Raw genomic sequence first — 24,865 nt, forward strand, 5'->3', positions numbered from 1 at the left:
ATTATGATTTCTCAAATTAAAAACATTTTCTTTTTTATATTATTTAGCTCTTTTTTACCTACCTCATTATTTGCAAGGAATTTAGTAATAAAAAGTTTGGGACATAGTAGTTTTTTAATTAATAGTCCAGAAAAATCAATTCTTATCAATCCCTTTAAATCAATAGGTTGTGCAAGTCATTTAAAGGAGCCAAAAGAAGTCAACGTTGATTTTATTTTGGCTAGTTCTAGGCTCCAAGATGAAGGATATAACCCTAATGATCAATTAATGTTTGTTGAGCCAGGAATCTATCAAGTTGAGGATATTTTATTACATGGAATTTCTGTACCACATGACAGATTAGATGGACGTAGATTTGGTATGGCAACTGTTTGGAGTTGGGAGCAGAATGATCTTAAGATTGTTCATATGGGAGGGGCTGCTGGTGATATTGATATTAATAGTCAAATTATTTTGTCTCGCCCAGATATCTTATTTATTTCAATTGGAGGTGGAATAAAATCTTACGATGGAGAAGAAGCCTCAAGAATAATTAAAATCTTAAAACCTAATGTAGTTATTCCTGTTCACTTTGCAAGCGGTAAAAAAATTAATAAAGAATGTGATTTCTCAAATGCTGATTTATTTATCGAAAATATGAAAGATTTTAAAGTAAAATATGTTGGAAAAGATTTTCAAATAAAACCTAAAAGAATAGATCAAAATACAATTTATATTTTCGGTAATTAATTTATTAAATCTAAAACCTTGTAATTTTCCCAGAAAGAAATCATTTGTTCTTTAGTTCCAATACTAACCCTTATTGACTTTCCAATATCCTGTTTGTTTTCCATACTTCTAATAAGAATGCCTTTTTTTCTCATATGTTGTATTAAAATTTTAGGATCTTTTTTTGGCCAAATTAAGAAATAATTACCTCCACTAAAGTGGGTTCTGATTTTTGTTGATTTAAATTTATTTAAAATCCATTCCCTCGCTTTTTTTACTTCTAAAACATAATTATCAATATATGATTTGTCTTTAAGTGCTGCTAATGCTGCTTTAATAGCAAAGCTATTTACATCATATGGTCCTGTAACTTTATTTATGTACTGAATTAAATTTTTATTGCCAAAAGTAAAACCTATTCTTAAACCAGCTAAGCCTGCAGTTTTTGAAAGAGATTGGATTATTAGTATATTTTTATTCTTTTCAAAATCTATCGATTTAAGAAGACTATCTCCACTAAATTTTTCATATAGTTCATCAACAATTATTAATGAATCGGAGTTGATATTAGCTAAGTTAATTATTTCTTCAGAGCTTAAAACCGTACCTGTTGGATTATTTGGATTGCAAATAAATATTAACTTTGGATTATGCTTTATTATTTTTTTCCTAAATTCTTCGATGGGGAATAGAAAATTTTCTCCAACGTAAGAACAACTTATTTTCTTCATTCCTCGCATTTCTGCACAAGGAGAATAGTAACCAAAAGTTGGATTTGTTGTTAGAAATATTTGATCTTTTACTCCAAAGCAATTGAAAATTGCATTTATTGCTGCATCTGCTCCATTGAAAATTCCGATTTCATCATTATCAAATTTTCTTGAATCTAGATAGTGATCACATAAAAATTTTTTTAAAAAATTATATTCTGGATAAATTGAAATCTCATCTAATTTTATCGCTTGTAATGCCTCTAAAACCTTAGGACTTGGACCTAAAGTATTTTCATTAAAGTCTAAGCGGAGTAAATTTCTTCTATTTTCTAAAGGTGCAGAATAAGACTGCATATTTATTATTTCTTCTCTTGGTTTTGGGAAAAGATTATTTGATGGATCAAAATCATTCATTACATTCTTTCTAAAGTTTCAATTCCTAGAAGATCTAAACTTAATTTTAGTGTTTTTGCAGTTAGGTCACATAAATTAAGTCTAGAAATTTTTATATATTTTTCTTCTTTGAGTATTGGAACTTGATCATAGAATCTATTAAAAGTCTGACATAGCTCGAACAGATAACTGCATAGTCTATTTGGCATTAAGTCTTTTTCAATAGAGATTATCACTTCATCGAACCTAAGTAATTTTCTTATAAGTTTCCACTCAGATTTATGTTCATAATTTATGTATTGAAAATCTTTAGAGTCATAAACAAAATCACTTTTTCTTTTAATTCCTGAAATTCTTACAAATGTATATAACAAATATGGAGCAGTATTTCCATTAAGGGAAAGCATTTTATCAAAACTAAATTGATAATTAGTAATCCTATTTTGACTTAAATCTGCATACTTAACAGCTCCTAATCCAATAATTCTTGAAGTATTTTCAATAAATTCTTTGGTCTCGTAACGATCTTCATCTTCTAATCTTTTCAATAAATCTTCTTTTGCTCTTCTAACCGCTTCTTTTAATAAATCTTTTAGACGTATTGTCTCACCTTCTCTTGTCTTTAGTTTTTTGCCATCAATTCCTTGAACTAACCCAAAAGGGACGTGGTCTACTTGACACTTCTCCGGGATCCATTTTGCTTTTTTTGCAACTTGAAAAACTCCAGCAAAATGATTTGCTTGTCCATGATCAGTTACATAAATAATTCTTGAAGCATCATCCCCATTAGGAGCTTGATTGAATCTGTATCTTATAGCAGCAAGATCTGTAGTGGCATAATTAAAACCGCCATCTTGTTTTTGAATAATTAGCGGTAAAGGTTTGCCTTCTTTATTAGTCATCCCATCTAAAAATACACATTTTGCTCCTTGATTTTCTACGAGTATTTTTTTTAAATTCAAATCCTCAATAACTGACTTTAAGAATGGATTATAAAAAGATTCACCTCTTTCTATTATTTTTATTTTTAAATTTTTATAGATTTCATCAAATTCCTTTCTCGATTGATCACATAACAATTTCCAGGCTTGAATAGATTTATTATCTCCACTTTGTAACTTTACTACTTCCTCCCTAGATCTTTTTTGGAATTCATATTCATTATCAAATCTTTTTTTTGATGCTTTATAAAATTCAACTAAATCACTTATCTTGATCCTACCTATTTCTTCTAGATCATTTGAATATAAATCTTTGAGCTGAGTAATAAGCATTCCAAATTGTGTTCCCCAATCACCAACATGATTGAGTCTTAAGACTTCATAACCTCTTAACTCGAAAATTCTGGATATTGAGTCACCTATTATTGTTGATCTTAAATGCCCCACGTGCATTTCTTTAGCAATATTAGGACTAGAAAAATCTACAATAACCTTATTAGACAAACCACTATCTAAATCTTTTTTAATTAGTGGTATGCCAGCCCTTTTGCATTGAATATTTGATTTGATTTCATTTATCAGAACTTCATCTTTTAATTTTATATTTATAAATCCAGGCCCTGCTATGTCTAGACTCTTGCATAATTTTGATATGCCTTTATTTTTATCTAAAAGATTAACAAAATCATTAGAAATCTCTCTTGGTTTCTTTTTATATATTTTAGATAAACTTAAACAAACATTGCATTGATAATCACCAAACTCTTCTTTTGTTGATTTTGTAATTAAATTTTTTCTAAGATTTTCGAATTCTCCTTTTTTATCATTTTTTTCAAGACTATCTAAAAGAGATTGTTCAAAGTGTTGTGTTAATTCTTTAAAAATGATTAGCATTAATTATTCAATTATTTATCTATATAGTTAATTAATATAACGCATACTTAAATCAATCCAATTACTTTTGGTAATTGAAGAACTTGTTGAAATCAAATCAATACCTTTTATTAGATATTTACTAATTTCTTTAGGGTTAATTCCAGAAACTTCTATTATCAAATTTTTATTGACTTCTTTTTTTAAGCTATACATTGATAAATCTCTTAATTCTTGAACGTTTGTTTTGATTATTTCTGGGCTAAGTTCATCTAATAAGACACTATCTGCTCCTGCTAATATTGCTTCTTTTGCCTGTTCGATATTCTCAGCTTCAATTATGATATGAGTTGTAAAAGGGGAATTTAGTCGAATTTTTTTTACTGCATTCTTCAGATTATCTGTCCATGCAATGTGATTTTCTTTTATCATAGCGGCATCGTATAATCCCATTCTATGATTCACTCCACCTCCGCATTTGAATGCATATTTTTCAAATATTCTTAAGCCAGGAGTCGTTTTTCTAGTATCTGCTAATTTTATATTTGTGCCTTCTAACTTATTTACAAGATTCTTTGTATATGTTGATATTCCAGATAAATGCATTGCTAAATTTAGGCTTACCCTTTCACTAGCGAGCAAACTTTTTGAAGGTCCATATATTTCCAGGAGTTTTTGATCTTTAAAAAATTTATCCCCATCAGAGATATTAAATTTTGAACTGATATTTGAATCAATTTTTTTAAAAATTTCTTTTATAATTTCAACACCACAAAATATACCATCTTCTTTCGCAATCCAATATGCATTACCATTCTCTTCTGTAATAGAAGGACTTGTTAGATCTCCTCTTCCTATATCTTCATCGATCCAATTATCAATGAACTTACTTATTATTGGAGTATTTAAATCCACTAAACTAAAAAATAATTAATTAATAAAAATTCAAATGAAGTTAGAGAATTAACTATATATCACTATGTAATTTAACTCAAATTTATTTACCAATACAAAACTTAGAAAAAATATTTTCTAGAAGTTCCTCTGTTAATTCTTGACCAGTTATTTTAGATAAGTTTTGAATTCCATCTCTCAGTTCTATTGATAACAAATCAAATGGCAATTTATTTTTTATTATTTCATCAGTATCATTTAAATTAGATAGACAAGCAGACAAATTCGTTAGATGTCTTTCGTTTAAAAATATATTGATATTTTCTACTTGTTTTAATCCGCATTTTTTTATGATCGTATCGATTAATAATCTTTCACCATCATTATTCTTAATGCTCATAAGAATTGAGTTTTTTAACTGATTTGACTTAATATTTTTAGAATCAATTAAATCTTTTTTATTACCCAAAATAGTAATTAATTTTTCTTTGGGGATTTCTTTTATTATTTTTTTGTCTTCTTCATGAAATCCTTCTTCAAGACTATAAATATAAATTATAAAATCTGACTCTTTTATTTTTTCAAAGCTTTTTTTTATTCCAATACTTTCAATTTGTTCCTGAGTTTCTCTTATGCCAGCAGTATCAATTATTTTCATTGGAATGTCATTAATATTTAAATTCACTTCAATAACATCTCTAGTTGTTCCAGGAATATTAGTTACGATTGCTGTCTCTTTTTTTGCAAGCAAATTTATTAAAGAGCTCTTACCCACATTGGTTTTGCCTATAAGCGCAATGGATATTCCATTGTGAATATATGAATTTCTTTTTGCATTTTCTATTAATAATTCTATTTTTTCTTTTACTTTTTTAATGTTTTTTCGATATTTGTTGTAATTAAACTCTGTGAAGTCTTCTTCAAAATCAACTCTTGCTTCTATCTCGCAAAGTTCATTTATAAGGTCATTTTTAATATCATCAATTTTTTTCTTTATTTCTCCTTGAGCCCCCCCAAAAGCTAACTCCGCTGATCTGATATTACTTGCGTTAATTAATTGATTAATTGACTCGGCTTGAGTAAGGTCTATTTTTCCATTGAGAAAAGCTCGTTGACTAAATTCTCCTGGATTTGCAAGTCTAATTTTAGAATTACTAGATAATAATATCTTTAGAACTTTATTTACTAAGATAATTCCTCCATGGCAATGTATTTCAACAACATCCTCTCCTGTGAAGCTATTTGGTGATTTCATTACTAAAATTAAAACCTCGTCTATAAATTTATTGTTTTTATTTTCCTTAATAAAACCATGAAAAACTCTATGTGATTCCCATGCATATTTAGATTTAGTTTGAACAATCTTTTTGCAAGAATTTATTGAGTCTTTCCCTGATACTCTTATTATCGCAACTCCACCTTTCCCTATACTTATAGCTGTAGCAATTGCTGCTATCGTATCTTCTGTAGTAAGTATCAAATCCATCTCTCGCTTTGTTATAGATAATTAAGTAAGATTATCAATAATTTAATTTTTAATTTTTCTTTCTGAATGAGATCTAAAAGAGATATTAGCTTTAAAAAAATTCTATCATTATTTAGGCATCAGAATGGGAGTCCTTTCTTTAATGCTAAAGGTTTAGCTATAGGTGTATTTAGTGGTTGCTTTCCTTTCTTTGGGTTTCAGACTTTAATAGGGGTATTTTTTGCGAAACTAGCTAAGGGAAATATTGTTCTAGCTGCAATTGGTACTTGGATCAGCAACCCCTTTACTTACATTCCACTTTATTATTTCAACTATAAAGTTGGTTCTATTTTTTTAAATACCTCTTCTAATAAAATAATTGAAAAAAGTTTTGTTATTGATGACTTATGGAAACAAGGTACAATTTTTTCACTAAAGCTACTAATAGGTTCATCTTTTGTTGGTTTTTTATTAGCTTTGATTTGTGGCAGTATTGTTTTTTTGATCTACAAGATAAAAATTACAAGATAGCTTGATCTGATTTGTAAAATTAACTTTGTCCAATTCTGGCAATATCTAAAACATCTGCCATTGATTTAATTTGGTCAATTGTTTTTTGAAGTTGATTATAACTTTCTAGACCTACGCAGAGATTGATAATAGCTGGTTTACCATAAGCAGTTTTAACATTGGCATCGCTAACGTTTATACCTTTATCAGATAACCTCATAAGAATATCTTTAAGAACTCCAACCCTATCAATAACTTCTATTCGCAGCTGAATTGGAAATATATTAGCACGAGTTTTATTATCTTGATTCCATCCAACAGGTAATCTTCTCTCTATTGGAATTGGCATGACATTTTCACAATCTGACCTATGAATGGTTATCCCATGGTTACCAAGCGATACGGTTCCAACTATATCTTCACCTGGAAGTGGCGTACAGCATTTACCTATTCTGTAATCAAGACCTTCTATCCCAGAAATTGGTGATTTAGTCTTTAGATGAGGTTGATTGGTGGAAAAATTACTAATACTTTTAAGAGATTTTGCTATTTCAGAATCAGAATTATTTTTTATATCTTCTGTCTGTAATTTTATTTCTTCTCTTAGTCTGTTTAATACTTGATGTAAAGTTAAACCCCCAAAACCAAGAGATGCCAAAAGATCTTCCGTATTTTTTAAATTACATCGATTAGCAACTTTTTTCATGGCATCACCAGCAAGCAATGTTTCAAAACCATTTTTACCTACTTCTTTTTCGAGTAATTCTCTACCTCTTTTAATTGTTTCATCCCGGTGGCTTTTCTTATACCACTGACGAATTCTATTTTTAGCAGTTGGCGTAACTACAAAGTTCAGCCAATCCAAACTTGGCGTGGCATTATTATTTGTCAAGATTTCTATGAAGTCCCCATTTTGTAGTGATGTAGATAATGGAGAAAGCTTTTCATTAATTCTTATTCCATTACAGTGATTTCCAACTTCAGAATGAATTCTGTAGGCGAAATCTATTGCTGTAGATCCTTTTCTTAAACCAACAACATCTCCTTTAGGAGTGATTACAAATACTTCTTCATCAAATAAATCTTCTTTAATTGATGCTAAATAATCATTATGATCACCTTCATTACCTTCTTGTTGCCATTCGACTAGTTGTCTTAGCCAATTAAATCTTTCAGCATTGCTTTTAGCAGGAGAACCACCCTCTTTATATTGCCAATGCGCAGCAATTCCATATTCCGCAATTTGATGCATGGAAGTAGTTCTAATTTGAACTTCAATAGGTCGATGTCTTCCAATCACAGAAGTATGTAAGGACTGATATCCATTTGGTTTTGGCAATCCTATATAGTCTTTAAATCTGCCTGGAATTGGTTTAAAAGTATCATGTACAACCGCTAAAGCTCTATAACAACTATCTGAATTATCAACGATAATTCTTAGAGCAGCAACATCATAAATTTCATTAAACTGTTTTTGCTGTCTTTCCATTTTACTCCAGATGCCATAAAGATGTTTTGGTCTCCCAGTTATTTCAAAGTTGTTTAAACCCGCTGAGACTAAGTTTTCTTTCATAAGATTCAGGGTTACTTTTAATCTTTTTTCTCTATCACTCCTTTTGACAGCGATTTGATCTTTTAGATCTTGATATTCTTTAGGTTCCAGAAATTTAAACGCTAAATCTTCTAATTCCCATTTAAATCTATTTATTCCTAATCGATTAGCTAAAGGTGCATAAATCTCTCTTGTTTCTCTTGCTATTCTTTTTTTTCTCTCATCATTTAACCATTCAATTGTTCTCATGTTATGAAGTCTATCTGCCAGTTTTACTAAAACAACTCTGATATCGCTAGCCATAGCCATAAACATTTTTCTAAGATTTTCAGCTTGTGCTTCAGTCCTGTTATTAAAGTGAATACCTCCTAATTTTGTTACACCCTCCACAAGTATTTTTACTTCTAATCCAAAATTTGTTTCTATTTCGGATAAATCAACGCCAGTATCTTCAACAACATCATGTAAAAGTCCTGCAGCAATAACAGATGAACTAGCACCTATTTCTTTGAGGAGATTTGCTACGGCAACTGGGTGGATAATGTATGGCTCGCCACTAGCGCGGAATTGTCCATCATGAGCTTTATAAGCAAGTTTAAAAGCCTTTACTATAAGGTTTTGATTATCATCATTTTCTTTATTTGATTGTTCAAAATTATTAATATCGTTAAGAAGCCAATCGGGTATTTTTATTTGATAATTCAAAGATTCCCTTTCATATTTTTTATTTTCAGGCAAAATAGTTTTGGAAACTTCAATTTCGTTTTTTTCTTTTGAATTTGCAGCTGCCTCAGACATTTTATATTGCTTTAGATGTATTTTATTTAGGTCTAGAAAAATTTGCTATAAAATCATGGAAATAAATAAAGAAAAAATTCTTGTAGTTAAAAATCTTACTGTTAAATATGGTTTAAAACAGCAACCTATCATCAAAAATTTTAATCTTGAAATAGATAAAGGAGATCATTTGGCCATAATAGGATCCTCTGGATGTGGAAAGACTACTTTTGCAAAAACATTAGTAAATATATTGCCTGATAAGGCCACTTCTAAAGGGTATATATCGATTTCTAGTGTAGATCCCAGGAAAATAAATAACAAAGAAGCACAATTATTTAGAAGAAAAAATTTTGGATTTATATATCAAGATTCTATAAAAAAACTTAATCCACTTATGAGAGTTGGGGATCACTTATATGAATTGTTTAAAACTCATGATCAAACTAAATCATCTTTAATTATTAAAAAATTAGTAAAAGAAGTTTTTCAAAAAGTAGGAATTGAAGAAAGCAGACTTGATTCTTTCCCGCATCAATTTAGCGGTGGAATGAGACAGAGAGTTTCTATAGCAATGGCTCTTGCTTTAAAACCTAAATTACTAATAGCTGATGAACCTACAACAAGCTTAGATACCAGAACAAGTTTTGAAATCATGAAAGAAATAATTCAGTTATGTAATGAATTCGATACTACTTTAATTTTAATTAGTCACGATATTAATCTTGCAGCAAAGTGGTGTAAAAAAGTTGCAATAATTGAAAAAGGATCGATTGTTGAAAAAGGAAATATATTAGATATTTTTCAATCACCAAAATCAGATATTGGGATAAAGTTAGTAAATGCCTCAAAAATAGTATTAGAATCAAATATTAAAAATAATGTTCTAGATGAGGTCGTTCTAGAAGTAAATAACTTAAGACATTGGTATAAATTAAATTCTTCGATTTTTATAAATAAATGGAATAAGGCTTTAAATGAAGTTAGTTTTAAATTATATAAGAATGAGACTCTTGGAATAGTTGGTTCTTCAGGCAGCGGTAAAAGTACATTATGTAGGGCTTTAATTGGACTTCTGAAAGTAAGAGGTGGTGAAATAAAAATTTATGATAAAAATCACGCATCGAAAAAAAATAAATCTTTTAAAAAGCACAATAATATGCAAATTATTTTTCAAGATCCTTTTTCAAGTTTGAATCCGAAAATGACAATTAAAAATATTTTGGAAGATATATTTTTTATTCAAAAAATCTCAGATAAAAGAAAAATTGAAAAAGAAATAAAATTCATGTTTAGACATTTAAGTCTTCCTTTTAATAGTGAATTTTTAAATTCTTATCCTAGCCAATTATCTGGTGGTCAATTGCAAAGAATTTCATTAGCCAGAGCGCTATTGTTGAAACCAAAAATTTTGATTTGTGATGAGAGCGTTAATATGTTAGATGCTTCAGTAAAAATAGAAATTCTTGCATTACTTAGAGTCTTGCAAGAAAAAATGGATTTAACCATTATCTTTATTACACATGATTTAGGTATTGCTAAAAGATTTTGTAATAGGTTGCTAGTCATGAATCACGGAAAGATAGTTGATGAAGGAGAAAGTTCTACAATATTCATTAAAACTAAAAACACCTATACAAAATCTCTTCTAAATTCTTCTTTAAATCTTATTATTTAGCTTTAAGCACGTTTAGTAATTTTTTAAAATCTAATGGTAATCCTGCTTCAAATATCATTTCTTTACCATTGATTGGATGTATAAGGCCAAGCTTAAAAGCATGTAATGCTTGGCCCTTTAATTTACATGGAAGTTTTTTGCATCTTCCATATAAAGGATCACCCACAATAGGATGATTAATGTGAGCGCAATGAACTCTTATTTGATGCGTTCGACCAGTATCTAATTTGAAATTCATTAATGAGTAATTACCTAATCTTTCTTTTAATTTCCAATAAGTGCAGGCGTATCTTCCTGAAGCTTCTTCAACTACTTTATATTTCAATCTATTGAATTTATCTCTTCCAATGTGCCCCACTATTTGGCCTTCTTCAGAATTAGGTGCTCCATGTATTACTGCAATATATTCGCGTGAAGCTATTTTTTCTTTTATTTGTTTCTGGAGATTTACCAGTGCTTCTTGGCTTTTTGCTACCACCATACATCCGGAGGTATCTTTATCTAATCTGTGAACAATACCAGGTCTTAGTTTCCCATTAATTCCAGGAAGATCATTACAGTGAAAAAGTAATCCATTGACTAGAGTTCCTGATTTGTGTCCTGGGGCTGGATGAACAATAAGTCCTGATTGTTTATTGATTACTATGATGTGCTCGTCTTCAAAAAGGATTTCTAAATCCATTTTTTCAGGTTTCAAATATACAAGAGGTTCTGGAGGAGGCATCCAGATTTGAACATTGTCGCCAATTTTTAATGGGGTCTTTGCTTTCGCAGTCTTATAGTTTACAAGTACTAATCCTGAATTGATAAAATGTTGAATTCTTGCTCTACTTTGTTCTGGCCTTTTACTTACCAACCATCTATCTAGTCTCATCGGAAGAGGTAGCTCATAAATAATTTCAATAAGTTCACCCTCTCCAATGCCGAAAGAATTTTGATTATCTAATTCCATGGTGGGACTTCTAAAGCAATTTTACCAAGCATTTGATTTCTATAATCTTCCAATAATTTATGAGACATTCTTCTTTTATCGCCTGAGGTATGTTTTGAGGCTGCTTCATCGATCCAATCAGAAGGACTCTCAAAGCCTTTTGTAATATCAACCCCATATCTATTTGATATTTGTTTTACTGAGATGTTCGCATTTTTATCTTTGTTGAGAGTGGACATAATTTTGATAAATCCAATTGCGACACTCTCTATTTCATAGGCAGCCTCTCCAATATCGTCACATAGTGCAAGATTAAGTGCTGATTTTTGATTTTCTAAATTAGGAGGTATAACACCAGGAGCATCTAGTAGATCAATACCACTATCTAATTTTATCCATCTTAAATTACGTGTCACTCCAGCTTTCCTAGCACTATCGACAACTCTTTTTTTTGCAATTCTATTAATTAACGCTGATTTACCTACGTTTGGGAAACCAAGTGTAAGGGCTCTTATTGGCCTTATTCTCATACCTCTAGCAATCCTTCTAGCATCAATTGATGATCTAGATTCTTTTGCAGATTTACAAATTTCTTTAATACCTATACCTCTTTTAGCATCACACCAATGCGGATATTGATCTTTTTCATTAAACCATTTATTCCAACTAGTTATTGTGTCAGGAGTGATCATGTCTGATCTATTAATAACAAGAATATGTTTTTTATTGTTGATCCATTTATTTAAATGTGGGTGACCTGTTGATATTGGGATTCGTGCATCTCTAACTTCTATAACTAAATCTACTTTATTGATGACTTCAGATAATTTTTTTTCTGCTTTTGCGATATGGCCTGGATACCATTGAATTTTGGGTATGTCCACTTCAATAAAATAAATAAAATTTTTGTATTCCTTTTAATTTTTATTAGTTTCAAAAGTATTTACTTTTAAATTTTAGTATAAATTTAATAACTAAAAAATTTTTATCATAGTTAATTTTTAAAATTTATTAAGGCATAGGTAACAGTTACTACTTTTTAACCCAATAAGTCCAAATAAACGTTAGGGTCTTAAGATTAAAAATAGGTTGTTTAATGTCAAAATTATCTCTTTCCAGTCTTGATAAGACACATTTAGAAGGTAAAAAAGTTCTTGTAAGAGTAGATTTTAATGTTCCATTAAATGAAGGTGGCCAGATAACTGACGATACACGCATTAGAGCAGCGATCCCAACAATTGAATATCTAATTAATAATTCTGCGAAAGTTATTTTAGCTGCCCATTTTGGAAGACCAAAGGGTCAGGTAAATGAAAAAATGAGATTAACTCCAGTAGCAGCAAGATTAACTGAATTGTTAGGAAAAAATGTCGCTCTTACTAATAGTTGTATAGGTGATGAAGCAGTTGCAGAATCAAATAGTTTAGATAATGGAGATGTTCTTTTACTTGAAAATGTTCGTTTCTTTGGAGAAGAGGAAAAGAACGACTTGGATTTTGCTAAAAATTTAGCATCACATGCAGATATGTATGTCAATGATGCTTTTGGTGCTGCTCACAGAGCTCATGCTTCAACTCAGGGTGTTACTAATTATTTAAGTCCCTCAGTAGCTGGATTCCTTTTAGAAAAAGAATTGAAATACTTACAAGGAGCAATAGATTCTCCAAAGCGCCCATTGGCAGCAATAGTTGGAGGATCAAAGGTTAGTAGCAAAATAGGAGTGCTTGATTCTTTACTAGATAAGTGTGACAAAATCATGATTGGTGGAGGTATGATTTTTACTTTTTATAAAGCTAGAGGTCTAGATGTCGGGAAAAGCCTTGTAGAAGAAGATAAACTTGAGCTTGCTAAAGATTTAGAAGCAAAAGCAAAAGCAAAAGGAGTTGAATTATTGTTACCCACTGATGTTGTTTTAGCTAATGAATTTTCTCCTGACGCCGAAAGCAAAATTTCTCAAATTGATTCAATTAGTGGGGATTGGATGGGTCTCGATATTGGTCCAGATTCCATTAAAGTTTTTCAGAATGCTCTTGCAGAATGTAAGACGATTATTTGGAATGGACCAATGGGAGTTTTTGAATTTGATAAATTTGCAGAAGGTACAAATGCAATAGCTACGACCCTTGCTGACTTAAGTGCTTTTTCTGAAGTTTGTACAATAATTGGTGGTGGAGATTCAGTTGCAGCAGTTGAGAAAGCAGGATTAGCTGAGAAAATGTCTCATATATCTACTGGTGGTGGCGCTAGTTTGGAACTTTTAGAAGGTAAAACCTTACCTGGTGTAGCAGCTTTAAACGAAGCCTAGGTTATAACTCATCAACAATATTAATACTCTTTGTGAAAGTAATCATTCCCTCAGGGTGAGCTATGATTCCTGACCAAATTTGTATACCGGGTTTTGAAGGGGCTCTTGTCATTTTAAAAATCCCCCCAGATGCCAATGGCTCCAATAATATTTCTTGTTCGAAAAATGAATTAACTTGATGAGGTTTTATAGCTCCGGCAATAATAACTTCTTCAAGAGGTTTATTTAGAATTATATCGATATCATATTTTGAACCAGTAAGAACTCTATCAGGAATTTTAAAACTAATATCTATCTTTTTATCATCATTTCTTATAGTTGTGAATAAATTTTTGATAATCCCTTCATCTATTTTCCCATTTACGATTGAAAATAAATAATCAAAATTGGATTGGAGTATATGTATTTTTCCATTAACTATTTTTTCTCCAGAAACTTTTATTCGCAAAATAGCTTCATTTGGAATATTAGATTTTAATCTTGTTATCTTCCATTTGCTGTTCGGGAAATCATTAATAATCTTTGAAAATTGTTTTTGTATATTTTGGCTTTCTTCATTTCTAAAATTTTTTCTAATGAACTCTAAATCACTATTATTTAAAGAGTTTTCTAGATTTCTAGTAAAATCAACTTTTAAAGTTTGCGTTATTGCTGAATAGGGAATAATAAGATAAACAAATAAGTAGAGAAGAAATCCTATATTTTTAAATAAGTTTAAATTAAACATATTAATCATTGGTTATTTTTATTCTACTAATTTAAGTTTTTATGTCTAAAAAAAATAATTTATTAGTTGCAGCGAGTGGAACAGGCGGGCATATTTTCCCAGCGTTAGCAGTTTCTAAAGAGTTGGAGGATGAATGGAATATTCATTGGTTGGGTGTTCATCAAAGACTTGATGCAAATTTTATTCCCAAAAAATATAATTTGAGGAGTTTGAATATAAAGACACCAAAAAAAAATATTTTTTTGTTTTACCAATATATAGAAATTTTATTGTCAACTTTCCAAATAATTAGGATCTTAAAAGAAAAAAAAATCAACTTAGTTTTTACGACTGGAGGTTATATATCAGCACCTACTATTATTGCTTCAAAACTTCTCGGGATACCTATCATTATTCATGAATCAAATTTAATTCCAGGAATGGTCACGAAATATTTTGGTTTTTTATGTAACTATGTTTTTTTAGGATTTAAGAAAACAAATTCTTATTTAAAAAATTGTAAAACTATTTTCACTGGAACTCCTTTAAGAGAGCAATTCTATCAATTTAATTTTTTGCCAGAATGGGTTCCAAAAGGGAAAGGACCTCTTCTGATTGTTATGGGAGGTAGTCAAGGTGCAAAAGCTATAAATCAAATTATTTATGAATCTCTAGAATTTTTAATGAAAAAACAGTTTCGGATAGTTCATATTATTGGCGAATCAAATCAACAACCTTTTCATGTAAAAAATTCCAAAAATTATATTCAAAAGAAATTTACTAATGAAATGGCAGCTTTAATTCAAAACTGTGATCTTGTAATATCGAGATCTGGTGCAGGAACAATCAATGAATTAATAGAGGCTGAAAAACCTTCAATTTTAATTCCATATCCATATTCTAAAAATAATCACCAAGAGAAAAATGCAATGATTCTTGCTGAAAGTGGAGGCTCAGTTTTAATCAATCAGAATAAAATTTCTAAGGAATTTTTTGAAGAAACTCTAGAAAGAATTTTTAAAATAAAATCAAAAAAGGGAAAAAATCACTATGAAATATTAAATCTTATGAAGAAGAACATGGAAAATAATAATAAAATTAAATCTAAAAATGAGATTAAAAAATTTATTAATTATTTTTTAAAGGAATTCTGAATCTCTTTACATAAAAGAGTGTTATTTTTCCTATTCTGCAAACTTATTCTTGCCCACTTTTCGTCAAGAAATCTAAATGAATTACATTCTCTAAGCAATATTCCCTTATCTGCTAAGTATTTTATATTTGGCGATAAGGATGTTTTACTTTCTATTAAAAAAAAGTTGGTTGAAGAGTTATGAACTTTAAGGTTTTCTATCTTTGATAATTTTTCACATACTCTCTCTCTCTCAATATTTATCCAGCAGTGAATCTTTCTTGTCCATTGTTCATAAAATTTCTTATTACTTAGTAGATCAATTCCGGCTTTAATAGCAAAGGAATTTAAAGGCCAAGGATCTCTATTGATTTTCCATTGATTAAGTTTTTTCGATGAGCCAATAACGTAACCTAATCTAAGACCTGGAATATTAAATATTTTGGTTAAGCTTCTCAAGACTAATAAATTATCATATTTTTGGGTTAATGGTATTAAAGATTCTTTATCTCCATGAGGTGTTATTGATAAGAAAGCCTCATCACAGATAACTAATTTATATTTTTTTATTATTTCCTCTAATGAATTCTTACCCCACAATTGGCCGGTGGGGTTATGTGGATTTGTTATCCAAATAACATCACCTTTAGGATGAATTGGAAATGATTGAGGAAAAATATTATCCCAGTGTTTTGGTAATTCGCAATGTATGAAATTGCTATTCCAACAATTTAAAGATCTTTCATAATCAACAAAGCTTGGAGAAGGAATACAACTTTTTCCAAATTTGGATGCTTCATAACCTGCCCATGTTATTAGCTCAGAAGCTCCATTTCCAGGTAATATATTGTCTGGATTTATCCCATGGAATTTGCCGATTATTCTTTTCAAATCAACCAAGTTTCTTTCCGGATAATATCTAAATCCAAGATTCTTAATTTCCGCATTTAATGAATCTATTAGTATTTGAGGGGGGGCAAAGGGTACTAATGAGGCACTTGCATCAATGATTTCAGACGGTAATAAATTTAATTTTTTTGCATTTGCATATACATTGCCTCCATGTTTTAAGTTTGATATTTGCATCGCTTCTGTTGAGTAGTAATTAGGTTCCGATTTATGCATTATTCATTATTCATTTTCTATTTTTATTCAATCCATTTTAAGTCTGATCCAATGGCCTCTTTGATATTAGATAATTGATGGTTATTGAGTTGCTTTATAATTCCATCAAGTATATCAGGGACTAATTGTGGACCCTTATATATCCATCCTGTATAAAGTTGAATTAATGATGCTCCAGAACAAATTCTTTCCCAAGCAGACTCAGGACTATCGATTCCACCAACGCCAATTAAAATAATTTTTTTATCAATGTTATGAATATGTTTTATTATTTGATTTGCTTTTTTTTGTAGAGGCTTTCCACTTAATCCCCCATTTTCTTCAGAAAGTAATAATCCTGTTTGCCTGATCTTTCTATTTTCAAGACCTAATCTATCAATGCTGGTGTTAGTAGCAATTATTCCATCGATGTTTTCCTCAATTATTAATTGACAAATATCATCAATATCTTTGAGGCTTAAATCTGGCGCAATTTTTACAAATACTGGTGGACAATTAGGTAAGTTTTTAATTTCTTTAAGAAGTTCTTTTAGAAGAATTGGATCTTGCAACTTTCTTAGTCCTTCAGTATTTGGAGAACTTACGTTTATAGCTGCGTAATCACAATATGGAATTAATAATTTTAAAGATGTTAAATAATCATCTTTTGCTTGAGATAAACCAGTAATTTTAGATTTGCCGAAATTTATTCCCAAACAAATATTCTTCCTGTTTTTTTTTAACTCAATACCTTGTTCAAGAAAGCTTTTAACTAGATTTTCAGCACCATTGTTATTGAAACCCATCCTATTTAATGCTGCCTCTTCTTCTGCTAATCTAAATAACCTTGGTTTGGGATTGCCATTTTGAGCAAATTTAGTTACTGTACCAAGTTCAGCAAAACCAAATCCAAAATCTTTCCATATATTTGCAGCATTTCCATTTTTGTCAAAACCCGCAGCTAAACCAATTGGATTACTAAAATTTATTCCACATATGTTCTGAATTAACCTTTTATCAACAATAGAAAATTCTTTATTAATATTTTTTAGGATTGATGAAACTACAGGCCAATTATATTTCCTTGAACTGAATGATAGAAGGCTAAGAGATAAATTAGTTAAATATTCTGCATCTATTCCATTGTCTTTTTTTAGTATAGGGGTTATCAAGTTTTTATAAAGATTGTTAAATACTCCCTTCTGTTCATTCATAAAAAAATTAGGATTCCTTTTTTTCTATTATCCAATATTTTTTATCTTTAGGAATCAATCTCCAATTACGCCATTCAAAAAGTAAATATTTTTTTATCTTTAAGTGGTTTTCTTCACCCAATAAGTTACTCATTTCTAATGAAGTTAAGAAGTACTTTTTTTCGGCAAATTTTTGAATTAATTCATTCCTTGAAAATAATTCCTGAATTTCTGAAGGTGCATTTTTTTCAAAAAAGTCGTCTGAAGATTCTGATTCTTTTAAGTTACCTACTAAAGATATACCTTTACTATAGTTGGTTGCGATTTTATCAACCCTATCATTTTGTTTATCACCACTATGACCTTTAACATATTCCATTACAAGGCCATTAATTCTTAATTGATCAATTTTTTGCCATAAATCAAGATTTTGAACTGATTTTCCTGAGCTTGTTTTCCATCCATTTCTCTTCCAATTAATAATCCATTTTGTATACCCTTCTATGACATATTTACTATCAGTTCTTAATTTAAAGTTCTCTTTTAATTTATAGGTTTTTAATTTCTCAAGAGTTTTTATAGCTGCAGTTAGTTCCATTCTATTATTAGTTGTATTTTGCTCGGAACCACCTATTTCTAATTCACTGCTGTCTTCAAAAATGATTAGACCACCCCAACCACCTGGACCTGGATTACCACTGCAGGCTCCATCAGTTGCAGCTTCAATTGCAATACAATTACTATTCATAATTTTTGAAGCCGATATTATGGTTATCGGCTTGAAAAAATCAACTCTTACTTAAGTGTAACTTTACCGCCAGCTTCTTCAATCTCTTTCTTTAAAGATTCAGCATCTGCTTTGGCAATACCTTCTTTGACTGTTTTTGGTGCTGATTCAACAAGTGCTTTGGCATCGCCAAGCCCTAGACCAGTTGCATTTCTTACAACCTTAAGGACTTTGATTTTTGCAGCTGCATCAAAGCTTTCTAGAACTACATCAAATTCAGTTTTTTCTTCGGCAGCGCCACCATCTCCATCACCGCCAGCTGATCCTGGGGCTGCCATTACGACACCTGCAGAAGCTGCAGCAGATACACCAAAAGCCTCTTCAATTTGCTTTACAAGCTCAGATGCTTCTAAAAGTGATAGAGATTTTAATGATTCAAGAATTTCTTCAGTTTTTGCGGACATTTTCTTAAAAGTTAATTAGGGTTTGAATTTAAGATTCTGATTTTTCAGAATGTTGTTTAAGTGATCTAGCAATTCCAGAAGGCACTTCATTGATAGAGATCGCAATTTTTGTTGCTACGCCATTTAGAGCGCCAGCAATTTTTGCCATCAATACTTCTTTGGATGGAAGACTTGCAATTTCTGTTATTTCAGAATCGCTAAGAAGTCTGCCTTCAAATAAAGCTCCTTTGGTTTCGGATTTTTTGGTGTCTTTTTGAAAAGATTGGATCGCTTTTACAGCACCACCAACATCTTCTTTAATTAAGACAAAAGCATTGGTTCCAGTCAGTAAAGATTCAAGATCGTTCCAATTACTATCTCCATCAATAGCTTTACGCATTAATGAATTTTTAGTAACTTTGCAAATGCCTTTAGTTGTTTGCAATCTAGATCGCAAATCTGACATTTCTTTGATAGTTAAACCTTTATAGTCAAGAACTACAGCCATTTCCGAATCGTTTAATAAAGATTTAATCTCAGTAACGATTTGTTGCTTATTCTCTAGTGTTCGGCCCATTGTTGTTTTTTTGGATCGTAATTTAGGGAGAGCAGGAAATGCGGCAAAGTCCTTTTTAAAAGAGGCCGCTTTTATTAGATCCAAAAAGAAATAATTAAGACGAGTCCTCGGTAGGGATTAAAAATTTAGAATAACTAAATAAACCTACTTTCTTTGGCCGTATTATTGCACTTTAAATTATACTACAAAGGGCTAACCTTCAGGTTGATAATCTTGAACGGCATTTATGTCAACTTGAACTGAAGGCCCCATAGTTGAAGTCACATAAAAAGTTTTCCAATACTTTCCTTTGGCTCCACTTGGTTTATTTTTATCAATTGCTTCTTGTAAGGTTTTTAAGTTGTCAAAAAGAGCCTCTTTTGTGAAACTAGCTTTTCCAAAACGGACATGAACGATACCTGCTTTATCTGCTCTAAATTCGAGCTTACCAGCTTTGAATTCTTTTATTGCATTAGCAATATCATTAGTTACTGTCCCAGCTTTAGGATTAGGCATTAAACCTCTAGGTCCTAAAACTCGTCCTAATTTTGCAACCTTTGGCATCATATCTGGAGTTGCAATAAGTAGATCGAACTCCATATTCCCTTTGTTGATGCTTTCCACAAGATCTTCTTCTCCAAATAAATCTGCACCAGCAGCCTTAGCTTTCGATACATTCTCACCGCTTGTTATTACTGCAATTTTGATGCTTTGACCAGTGCCATGTGGTAATGCAACAGTGGTCCTTAATTGTTGATCAGTATATTTTGGATCAATCCCTAAACGTATATGGGCTTCAATAGTTTCATCAAATTTCGCATTAGCATTTTCCTTGATAATACTAAGAGCTTCGAGTGGGGCGTAAATGCGATCTTCTATCTTTGTTGATAGAGCCGCCATTCTTTTTGATAGTTTTTTCATAGTAATTTTGGGTGCAAACGGTTATTAACTAACCTCCCCTAAATAGTGAGCAATTTTGTCTTGAACTCAGTCAGTAATAGAGACGCCCATATTACGAGCAGTACCCTCAATTACTTTCATTGCTGATTCAACACTAGAACAGTTTAGATCAGGAAGCTTAGTTTTGGCTATTTCTTCTAATTGAGCTTTACTTATATTCCCAACAGAGCCTTTTGCGGATTCACCTGATCCTTTCTCTATACCAGCTGCTTTTGTTATTAAGACAGAAGCAGGAGGTGTTTTTGTGATAAAAGTAAAGCTTCTATCTTCAAAAACAGAAATCTCAACTGGAATTACAAAACCTGCTTTATCTTGTGTCCTTGCATTGTATTCTTTACAAAATGCCATAATATTTACACCATGTTGTCCTAAAGCGGGACCTACAGGAGGAGCAGGATTTGCTTTGCCTGCTTGTAGAGCAAGCTTAATAACTGCAACAATTTTTTTTGCCATTAGATTAGATAATTTAAGCTGAGGTAGAAAATCATGATTTTACTCGATAAACAAGAACAATTAGAAATTAATTTTGTTTATTGATTTGAGAGAATTCTAATTCTACAGGAGTCTCGCGCCCAAATATTGAAAGTAATGCTTTTAATTTATTTCTTTCCCCAGAAACTTCTATCACTTCTCCCTGGAAGTCCTTAAATGGACCACTAGTTACTATGATTCTATCTTTTTCTTCAATATCTAACTTTATTACAGCTTTTTTCTCTGATGCGCGCTTAAAGATTCTATTAACTTCTTGTCTGGATAATGGTCGAGGTTTGATATGACCTCGTGATCTTCCGCTACCTCTACCGTCTTCAGCACCAACAAAGTTAATTACATTTGGAGTGCTTTTTACAGCCATCATTGTATCTTCATCCAAAATCATTCTTACGAGGACATAACCTGGAAACACTTTTTCTTCAGTAGTTTGTCTACTTCCATCTTTTTTTAATTTAATTCCAGGAGTTTGGGGAATTTCAATTTCAATGATTCGATTATTAACTCCTAAAGTTACTGATCTCTGCTCAAGCGTCGCTTTTACTTTTTTTTCACAGCTTGATGCTACTTGCACTGCATACCATCTAGCTATGCTTGTATTTGCTTTTGAAGAAGCAATGTTTGTAGTCAATTCATTACTCATTTTTTTTTCTGGAAACTTAATTAAGATCTTTGTTGAAATTGATATTCAGGGATAATTCAACCAAAAATTTGCGAGGCTGCCCATCCATAGAATCTGCTGACAGATGCTATGGCTGCAGCAGAGAAGGATACCATAATTATAACCGCAACCGATTCACTAAAAAGTTGTTGTTTGTTTGGCCACACGACAAGTTTAAGCTCATCGTAGGTAGATCTTAAAAAATTATTCTTGTTTTTAGGTGCTTCAATTTGAGGGGAATCTTTTTTAAGAGGTTCTTGATTAGTAGTAGGACTTGTCACAAGATTTTTTGGAATGAAGCTTTACGCTTTATTTTTATTTTAGCTTATTGATATACTCATCAGTTAGGTCTGAAAAGAATCTCATCCTTTTTAGCGGGGTTAAGTTTAATTGTTATATTTTTTTTGTTTTTAAAGTTATCCTCTAACAGTTTTGCAGCTAAGGGATTTTCTATTTGTCTTCTAAGTTCCCTGCTAAGTGGCCTAGCACCATATTCAGGTTCGTAAGAATCTTTTGCAATTTTATTGATAACTTTTTTGTCTATAGCTATATTTATTTTCTGTTCAAGAAGAAGGTTTTTTAAATCTTCTGTTTGTAGAATAATTATTTTTTGAAGTTCATCAATAGATAATGGATCAAACTTTACTACTTCGTCAATTCTATTTAAAAATTCCGGTCTAAAGATTGAAGACAATGTATCATTAATAGAATTTTCTAGAGATTGTTGATCTTTTTCTAACTTCTCCTCACTTTTAGCAATCTTTTGTGAATACTCCAGTATGAGTTTCCCAGCTAGGTTACTTGTCATAATGATTACGGTATTTTTGAAGTCCACGGTTCTTCCTTGAGAGTCCGTTAATCTTCCTTCATCTAATACTTGTAAAAGGATATTAAAAACTTCTACATGTGCTTTTTCTATCTCATCAAGAAGTATTACTGAATAGGGTTTACGTCTTACAGCTTCAGTTAATTGTCCTCCCTCTTCATAACCAACATAACCTGGAGGGGCTCCCAAAAGTCTGGCGACTGCATTTTTTTCCATATATTCACTCATGTCTAATCTTAAGAGTGCTTCTTCTTCATCAAATAAAGCTGAAGCAAGAGATTTTGCTAATTCTGTTTTGCCAACACCTGTAGGACCCATAAATAAAAAAGACCCAATAGGTCTTTTTGGACTTTTCATGCCAACGCGAGCTCTTCTAATTGCAGAAGAAACAGCTTCTATAGCTTTTTCTTGTCCAATAACTTTTTCACTTAATTCTGTTTCTAAATTAACTAATTTCTTTCGTTCATTTGAAACTACTTTAGAAATTGGAATACCTGTAATTTTTGAAATAACATCAGCAATATCATCAGGTTCAACTTGATATTTAAAAGGGAAAGTTCTATTTTTCTTTATTTTATTAAAGTTTCCTTCAATTTCTTGTATTTCATTCTCTATTTCACTTAAATCTTTTTCAAGCTTTTCTAAAAAATTCCCATCATTTACAATCTCGCGACTTGATTCATCTTGAATTTTTTTTGTTAGCTTATCTTCTTCTTTCATCAAAATAGATAATTGTTCCATTTCTTCGCGCAAATTATTCCAATTGTTGGTAAGAATATTCAATTTTGCCTCTGATTGATTCCTAATATTCAATAGTTTTTCGTTCTCTTCTATATTTTCATCTAGCAAATTATTCAGTTTTTCGTCAATCTTATATATTTTGTTTTCTTGTTGGATAATTATTGGAGGCTTTTTATTAGATTCGATTTTTAATTGTGCAGCTGCTTCATCAATTAAATCTATTGCTTTATCAGGAAGACATTTATCACTGATATATCTGTCGGCCAATTTTGCAGAATAATTCACAGCGTCTTCAGAAATTCTTATGCCATGGTGTAATTCATATTTCTTTTTGATGCCTTGCAGTATTTTTGCACTCAATTCTACTGAAGGTTCATTAACAGCTATCTTTTGAAAGCAATTATTCAATGTCTGATCTTTTTCAATAGTTTCACGAAATTTTTCAGGTGTTGTTGTACCAATACATCTAAGTTCTCCTTCAGCTAATAAAGGTTTTAAGATATTAATAATATCGGCAGTAGATCTGTCAAAACTCAATATAGAGTGGATTTCATCAATAAATAAAATCATTCCTTGGGTTGGATCGTTTAATTCCTGAAGGATTAAGCTTAGTCGTTCCTCTAGTTGGCCTCTGAATTTTGTCCCAGAAACTAATGCACCTATGTCAAGTGAAATAATTTTTAAGTCTTTTAAAGAATCAGGAACTTTTTTTTCTATAATTAATTGCGCAAGTAATTTCGCAATTGAGGTTTTACCCACTCCAGGATTGCCGATAAGGATGGGATTATTTTTATTTCTTCTGCAGAGTACCCTCATTAAATTATTGATCTCATTTTCTCTTCCTATAACAGGATCAAGTAAACCTTTTTTAGCTGATTCTGTTAAATCTTTTCCATAAAGTGAAAGAGCATTTTCATCTTTTTCAATTTGTTTGTTGGTTTCTATTTGAAGTGCACTTTTAGGTAATGGAACAATAGCTTTTTCTAATTTTTCTTCTTTGAGTAAAGTCTCTTTGTTTCCGTCAAAATTAGATTGATTATTTATCTCCATTAGATTCTTATACTCAAAAGAAGCTTTCGATTGATTAATATTTGGGAAAAACTTTAATTCTTCCTCTAATTTTTCAATTGAAAGATTACCTTCTTGAAAAACATAATTACCAATTCTTAAATCTCTACCAAGAGCAATTAGTAAATGTGGGATTTCTATGAATCTTGATCCCCATTGAATTTTTATCTGATTTGCATTATCTAATAAAATTTCTAGATCTTCTCCGATAGTAAAAATATCTGATTCATTTGTTGGGGTCTCTTCTAAAAAGTCTTCTGTTATATCTAAAACTGTATCTTGATCTATTGATAATTTTTCAATGAAAGCAAAGAATTCACTTGATGCAAACAATGTATGAATTATGTGTTCAATATTAAATTCGCTATGATCCCATTTTTTGGCAGTTTCTTCCCCTAATAGAAGAAGATTCCAACTTATATCGCTAAAAAGTTCAGGACTTGATGTAAGGGTTTCTGTCATAAACTATAAAAACTATAGTTGATTATTATTTGATATTCTAAGTAAGATCTGTATTAA

General features: G+C 30.8%; 23 protein-coding genes. 5 read left to right on the forward strand and 18 right to left on the reverse strand.

From position 1 onward, the window contains the following. The first annotated feature begins 3 nt into the window (after positions 1–3). The gene (locus tag HA143_RS01035; RefSeq protein WP_209082822.1) at positions 4–729 is read left to right on the forward strand and encodes an MBL fold metallo-hydrolase; all 726 of its coding nucleotides are present in this window, start codon (positions 4–6) and stop codon (positions 727–729) included. On the opposite strand, the gene HA143_RS01040 is transcribed toward HA143_RS01035, so the two are convergent. The 4 genes from HA143_RS01040 to mnmE all read right to left on the reverse strand — a co-directional run bounded on the left by HA143_RS01040 (position 726) and on the right by mnmE (position 6,008). Further along, positions 726–1,835, reverse strand: coding sequence for a pyridoxal phosphate-dependent aminotransferase (locus tag HA143_RS01040; protein WP_209082823.1), 1,110 nt, complete (start codon positions 1,833–1,835; stop codon positions 726–728). The genes HA143_RS01035 and HA143_RS01040 overlap by 4 nt on opposite strands. Next, positions 1,835–3,649 carry an arginine--tRNA ligase gene (gene argS, locus HA143_RS01045; RefSeq protein ID WP_209082824.1) on the reverse strand — a complete coding sequence of 605 codons (1,815 nt, stop codon included), beginning with the start codon at positions 3,647–3,649 and terminating at the stop codon, positions 1,835–1,837. The genes HA143_RS01040 and argS overlap by 1 nt, the downstream gene beginning before the upstream one ends. A 27-nt stretch (positions 3,650–3,676) precedes the next feature. Beyond that, on the reverse strand, positions 3,677–4,543 hold the full coding sequence (gene nadC / locus HA143_RS01050; protein ID WP_209082825.1) for a carboxylating nicotinate-nucleotide diphosphorylase: 867 nt from the start codon (positions 4,541–4,543) through the stop codon (positions 3,677–3,679). A gap of 82 nt (positions 4,544–4,625) precedes the next feature. After that, on the reverse strand, positions 4,626–6,008 hold the full coding sequence (gene mnmE, locus HA143_RS01055) for a tRNA uridine-5-carboxymethylaminomethyl(34) synthesis GTPase MnmE (RefSeq protein WP_209082826.1): 1,383 nt from the start codon (positions 6,006–6,008) through the stop codon (positions 4,626–4,628). 66 nt (positions 6,009–6,074) lie between these two features. Between mnmE and HA143_RS01060 the strand changes: the two genes are divergently transcribed. Further along, a complete protein-coding gene (locus tag HA143_RS01060; RefSeq protein WP_209082827.1) occupies positions 6,075–6,518 on the forward strand; it encodes a DUF2062 domain-containing protein in 444 nt (147 codons plus the stop codon). A 19-nt stretch (positions 6,519–6,537) separates the two neighbouring features. Here HA143_RS01060 and HA143_RS01065 read toward each other — a convergent pair whose 3' ends face one another. After that, positions 6,538–8,847 (reverse strand): RelA/SpoT family protein, encoded by a 2,310-nt coding sequence (locus tag HA143_RS01065; RefSeq protein WP_209082828.1) that lies wholly within the window; start codon positions 8,845–8,847, stop codon positions 6,538–6,540. 55 nt (positions 8,848–8,902) lie between these two features. Between HA143_RS01065 and HA143_RS01070 the strand changes: the two genes are divergently transcribed. Beyond that, positions 8,903–10,504, forward strand: coding sequence for an ABC transporter ATP-binding protein (locus HA143_RS01070; RefSeq protein ID WP_209082829.1), 1,602 nt, complete (start codon positions 8,903–8,905; stop codon positions 10,502–10,504). On the opposite strand, the gene HA143_RS01075 is transcribed toward HA143_RS01070, so the two are convergent. Both HA143_RS01075 and ylqF read right to left on the reverse strand, forming a co-directional pair. Continuing rightward, positions 10,497–11,456, reverse strand: coding sequence for an RluA family pseudouridine synthase (locus HA143_RS01075; RefSeq protein WP_209082830.1), 960 nt, complete (start codon positions 11,454–11,456; stop codon positions 10,497–10,499). The genes HA143_RS01070 and HA143_RS01075 overlap by 8 nt on opposite strands. After that, positions 11,447–12,319, reverse strand: coding sequence for a ribosome biogenesis GTPase YlqF (ylqF, locus tag HA143_RS01080; RefSeq protein WP_209082831.1), 873 nt, complete (start codon positions 12,317–12,319; stop codon positions 11,447–11,449). The genes HA143_RS01075 and ylqF overlap by 10 nt, the downstream gene beginning before the upstream one ends. 212 nt (positions 12,320–12,531) lie before the next feature. On the opposite strand from ylqF, the gene HA143_RS01085 reads away from it, so the two are divergent. After that, on the forward strand, positions 12,532–13,740 hold the full coding sequence (locus tag HA143_RS01085) for a phosphoglycerate kinase (protein WP_209082832.1): 1,209 nt from the start codon (positions 12,532–12,534) through the stop codon (positions 13,738–13,740). Position 13,741: 1 nt separating this feature from the next. Here the strand turns inward: HA143_RS01085 and HA143_RS01090 are convergent, their stop codons facing one another. Next, positions 13,742–14,467, reverse strand: a complete 726-nt coding sequence (locus HA143_RS01090) for a hypothetical protein (RefSeq protein WP_209082833.1) — start codon at positions 14,465–14,467, stop codon at positions 13,742–13,744. A gap of 41 nt (positions 14,468–14,508) precedes the next feature. On the opposite strand from HA143_RS01090, the gene murG reads away from it, so the two are divergent. Continuing rightward, positions 14,509–15,600 (forward strand): undecaprenyldiphospho-muramoylpentapeptide beta-N-acetylglucosaminyltransferase, encoded by a 1,092-nt coding sequence (gene murG, locus HA143_RS01095; RefSeq protein ID WP_209082834.1) that lies wholly within the window; start codon positions 14,509–14,511, stop codon positions 15,598–15,600. Here murG and HA143_RS01100 read toward each other — a convergent pair. The 10 genes from HA143_RS01100 to HA143_RS01145 all read right to left on the reverse strand — a co-directional run bounded on the left by HA143_RS01100 (position 15,579) and on the right by HA143_RS01145 (position 24,808). Continuing rightward, positions 15,579–16,703: a pyridoxal phosphate-dependent aminotransferase gene (locus HA143_RS01100; RefSeq protein ID WP_245210827.1), complete on the reverse strand. Its 1,125-nt coding sequence runs from the start codon at positions 16,701–16,703 to the stop codon at positions 15,579–15,581. The two genes, murG and HA143_RS01100, sit on opposite strands and share 22 nt — an antisense overlap. Positions 16,704–16,726: 23 nt before the next feature. Beyond that, positions 16,727–17,896, reverse strand: a complete 1,170-nt coding sequence (locus tag HA143_RS01105; RefSeq protein WP_209082835.1) for a quinone-dependent dihydroorotate dehydrogenase — start codon at positions 17,894–17,896, stop codon at positions 16,727–16,729. A 7-nt stretch (positions 17,897–17,903) separates the two neighbouring features. Next, on the reverse strand, positions 17,904–18,623 hold the full coding sequence (locus HA143_RS01110; RefSeq protein ID WP_209082836.1) for a ribonuclease H family protein: 720 nt from the start codon (positions 18,621–18,623) through the stop codon (positions 17,904–17,906). Positions 18,624–18,670: 47 nt separating this feature from the next. Then, positions 18,671–19,066 (reverse strand): 50S ribosomal protein L7/L12, encoded by a 396-nt coding sequence (gene rplL / locus HA143_RS01115; RefSeq protein WP_209082837.1) that lies wholly within the window; start codon positions 19,064–19,066, stop codon positions 18,671–18,673. A 28-nt stretch (positions 19,067–19,094) separates the two neighbouring features. Next, positions 19,095–19,622: a 50S ribosomal protein L10 gene (gene rplJ / locus HA143_RS01120; RefSeq protein ID WP_209084379.1), complete on the reverse strand. Its 528-nt coding sequence runs from the start codon at positions 19,620–19,622 to the stop codon at positions 19,095–19,097. 192 nt (positions 19,623–19,814) lie between these two features. Beyond that, positions 19,815–20,522, reverse strand: a complete 708-nt coding sequence (gene rplA / locus HA143_RS01125; protein WP_209082838.1) for a 50S ribosomal protein L1 — start codon at positions 20,520–20,522, stop codon at positions 19,815–19,817. A 66-nt stretch (positions 20,523–20,588) separates the two neighbouring features. Further along, a complete protein-coding gene (gene rplK / locus HA143_RS01130; RefSeq protein ID WP_002805232.1) occupies positions 20,589–21,014 on the reverse strand; it encodes a 50S ribosomal protein L11 in 426 nt (141 codons plus the stop codon). A 67-nt stretch (positions 21,015–21,081) separates the two neighbouring features. Continuing rightward, positions 21,082–21,693, reverse strand: a complete 612-nt coding sequence (nusG, locus tag HA143_RS01135) for a transcription termination/antitermination protein NusG (RefSeq protein WP_209082839.1) — start codon at positions 21,691–21,693, stop codon at positions 21,082–21,084. Positions 21,694–21,749: 56 nt separating this feature from the next. Beyond that, the gene (gene secE / locus HA143_RS01140) at positions 21,750–21,992 is read right to left on the reverse strand and encodes a preprotein translocase subunit SecE (RefSeq protein WP_209082840.1); all 243 of its coding nucleotides are present in this window, start codon (positions 21,990–21,992) and stop codon (positions 21,750–21,752) included. A gap of 59 nt (positions 21,993–22,051) precedes the next feature. Next, entirely contained in the window at positions 22,052–24,808 is a 2,757-nt protein-coding gene (locus HA143_RS01145) for an ATP-dependent Clp protease ATP-binding subunit (protein WP_209082841.1), read from the reverse strand. Positions 24,809–24,865: the final 57 nt, after the last annotated feature.

Source organism: Prochlorococcus marinus CUG1415, from assembly GCF_017696015.1.
Taxonomy (GTDB): Bacteria; Cyanobacteriota; Cyanobacteriia; order PCC-6307; family Cyanobiaceae; genus Prochlorococcus_A; species Prochlorococcus_A marinus_AE.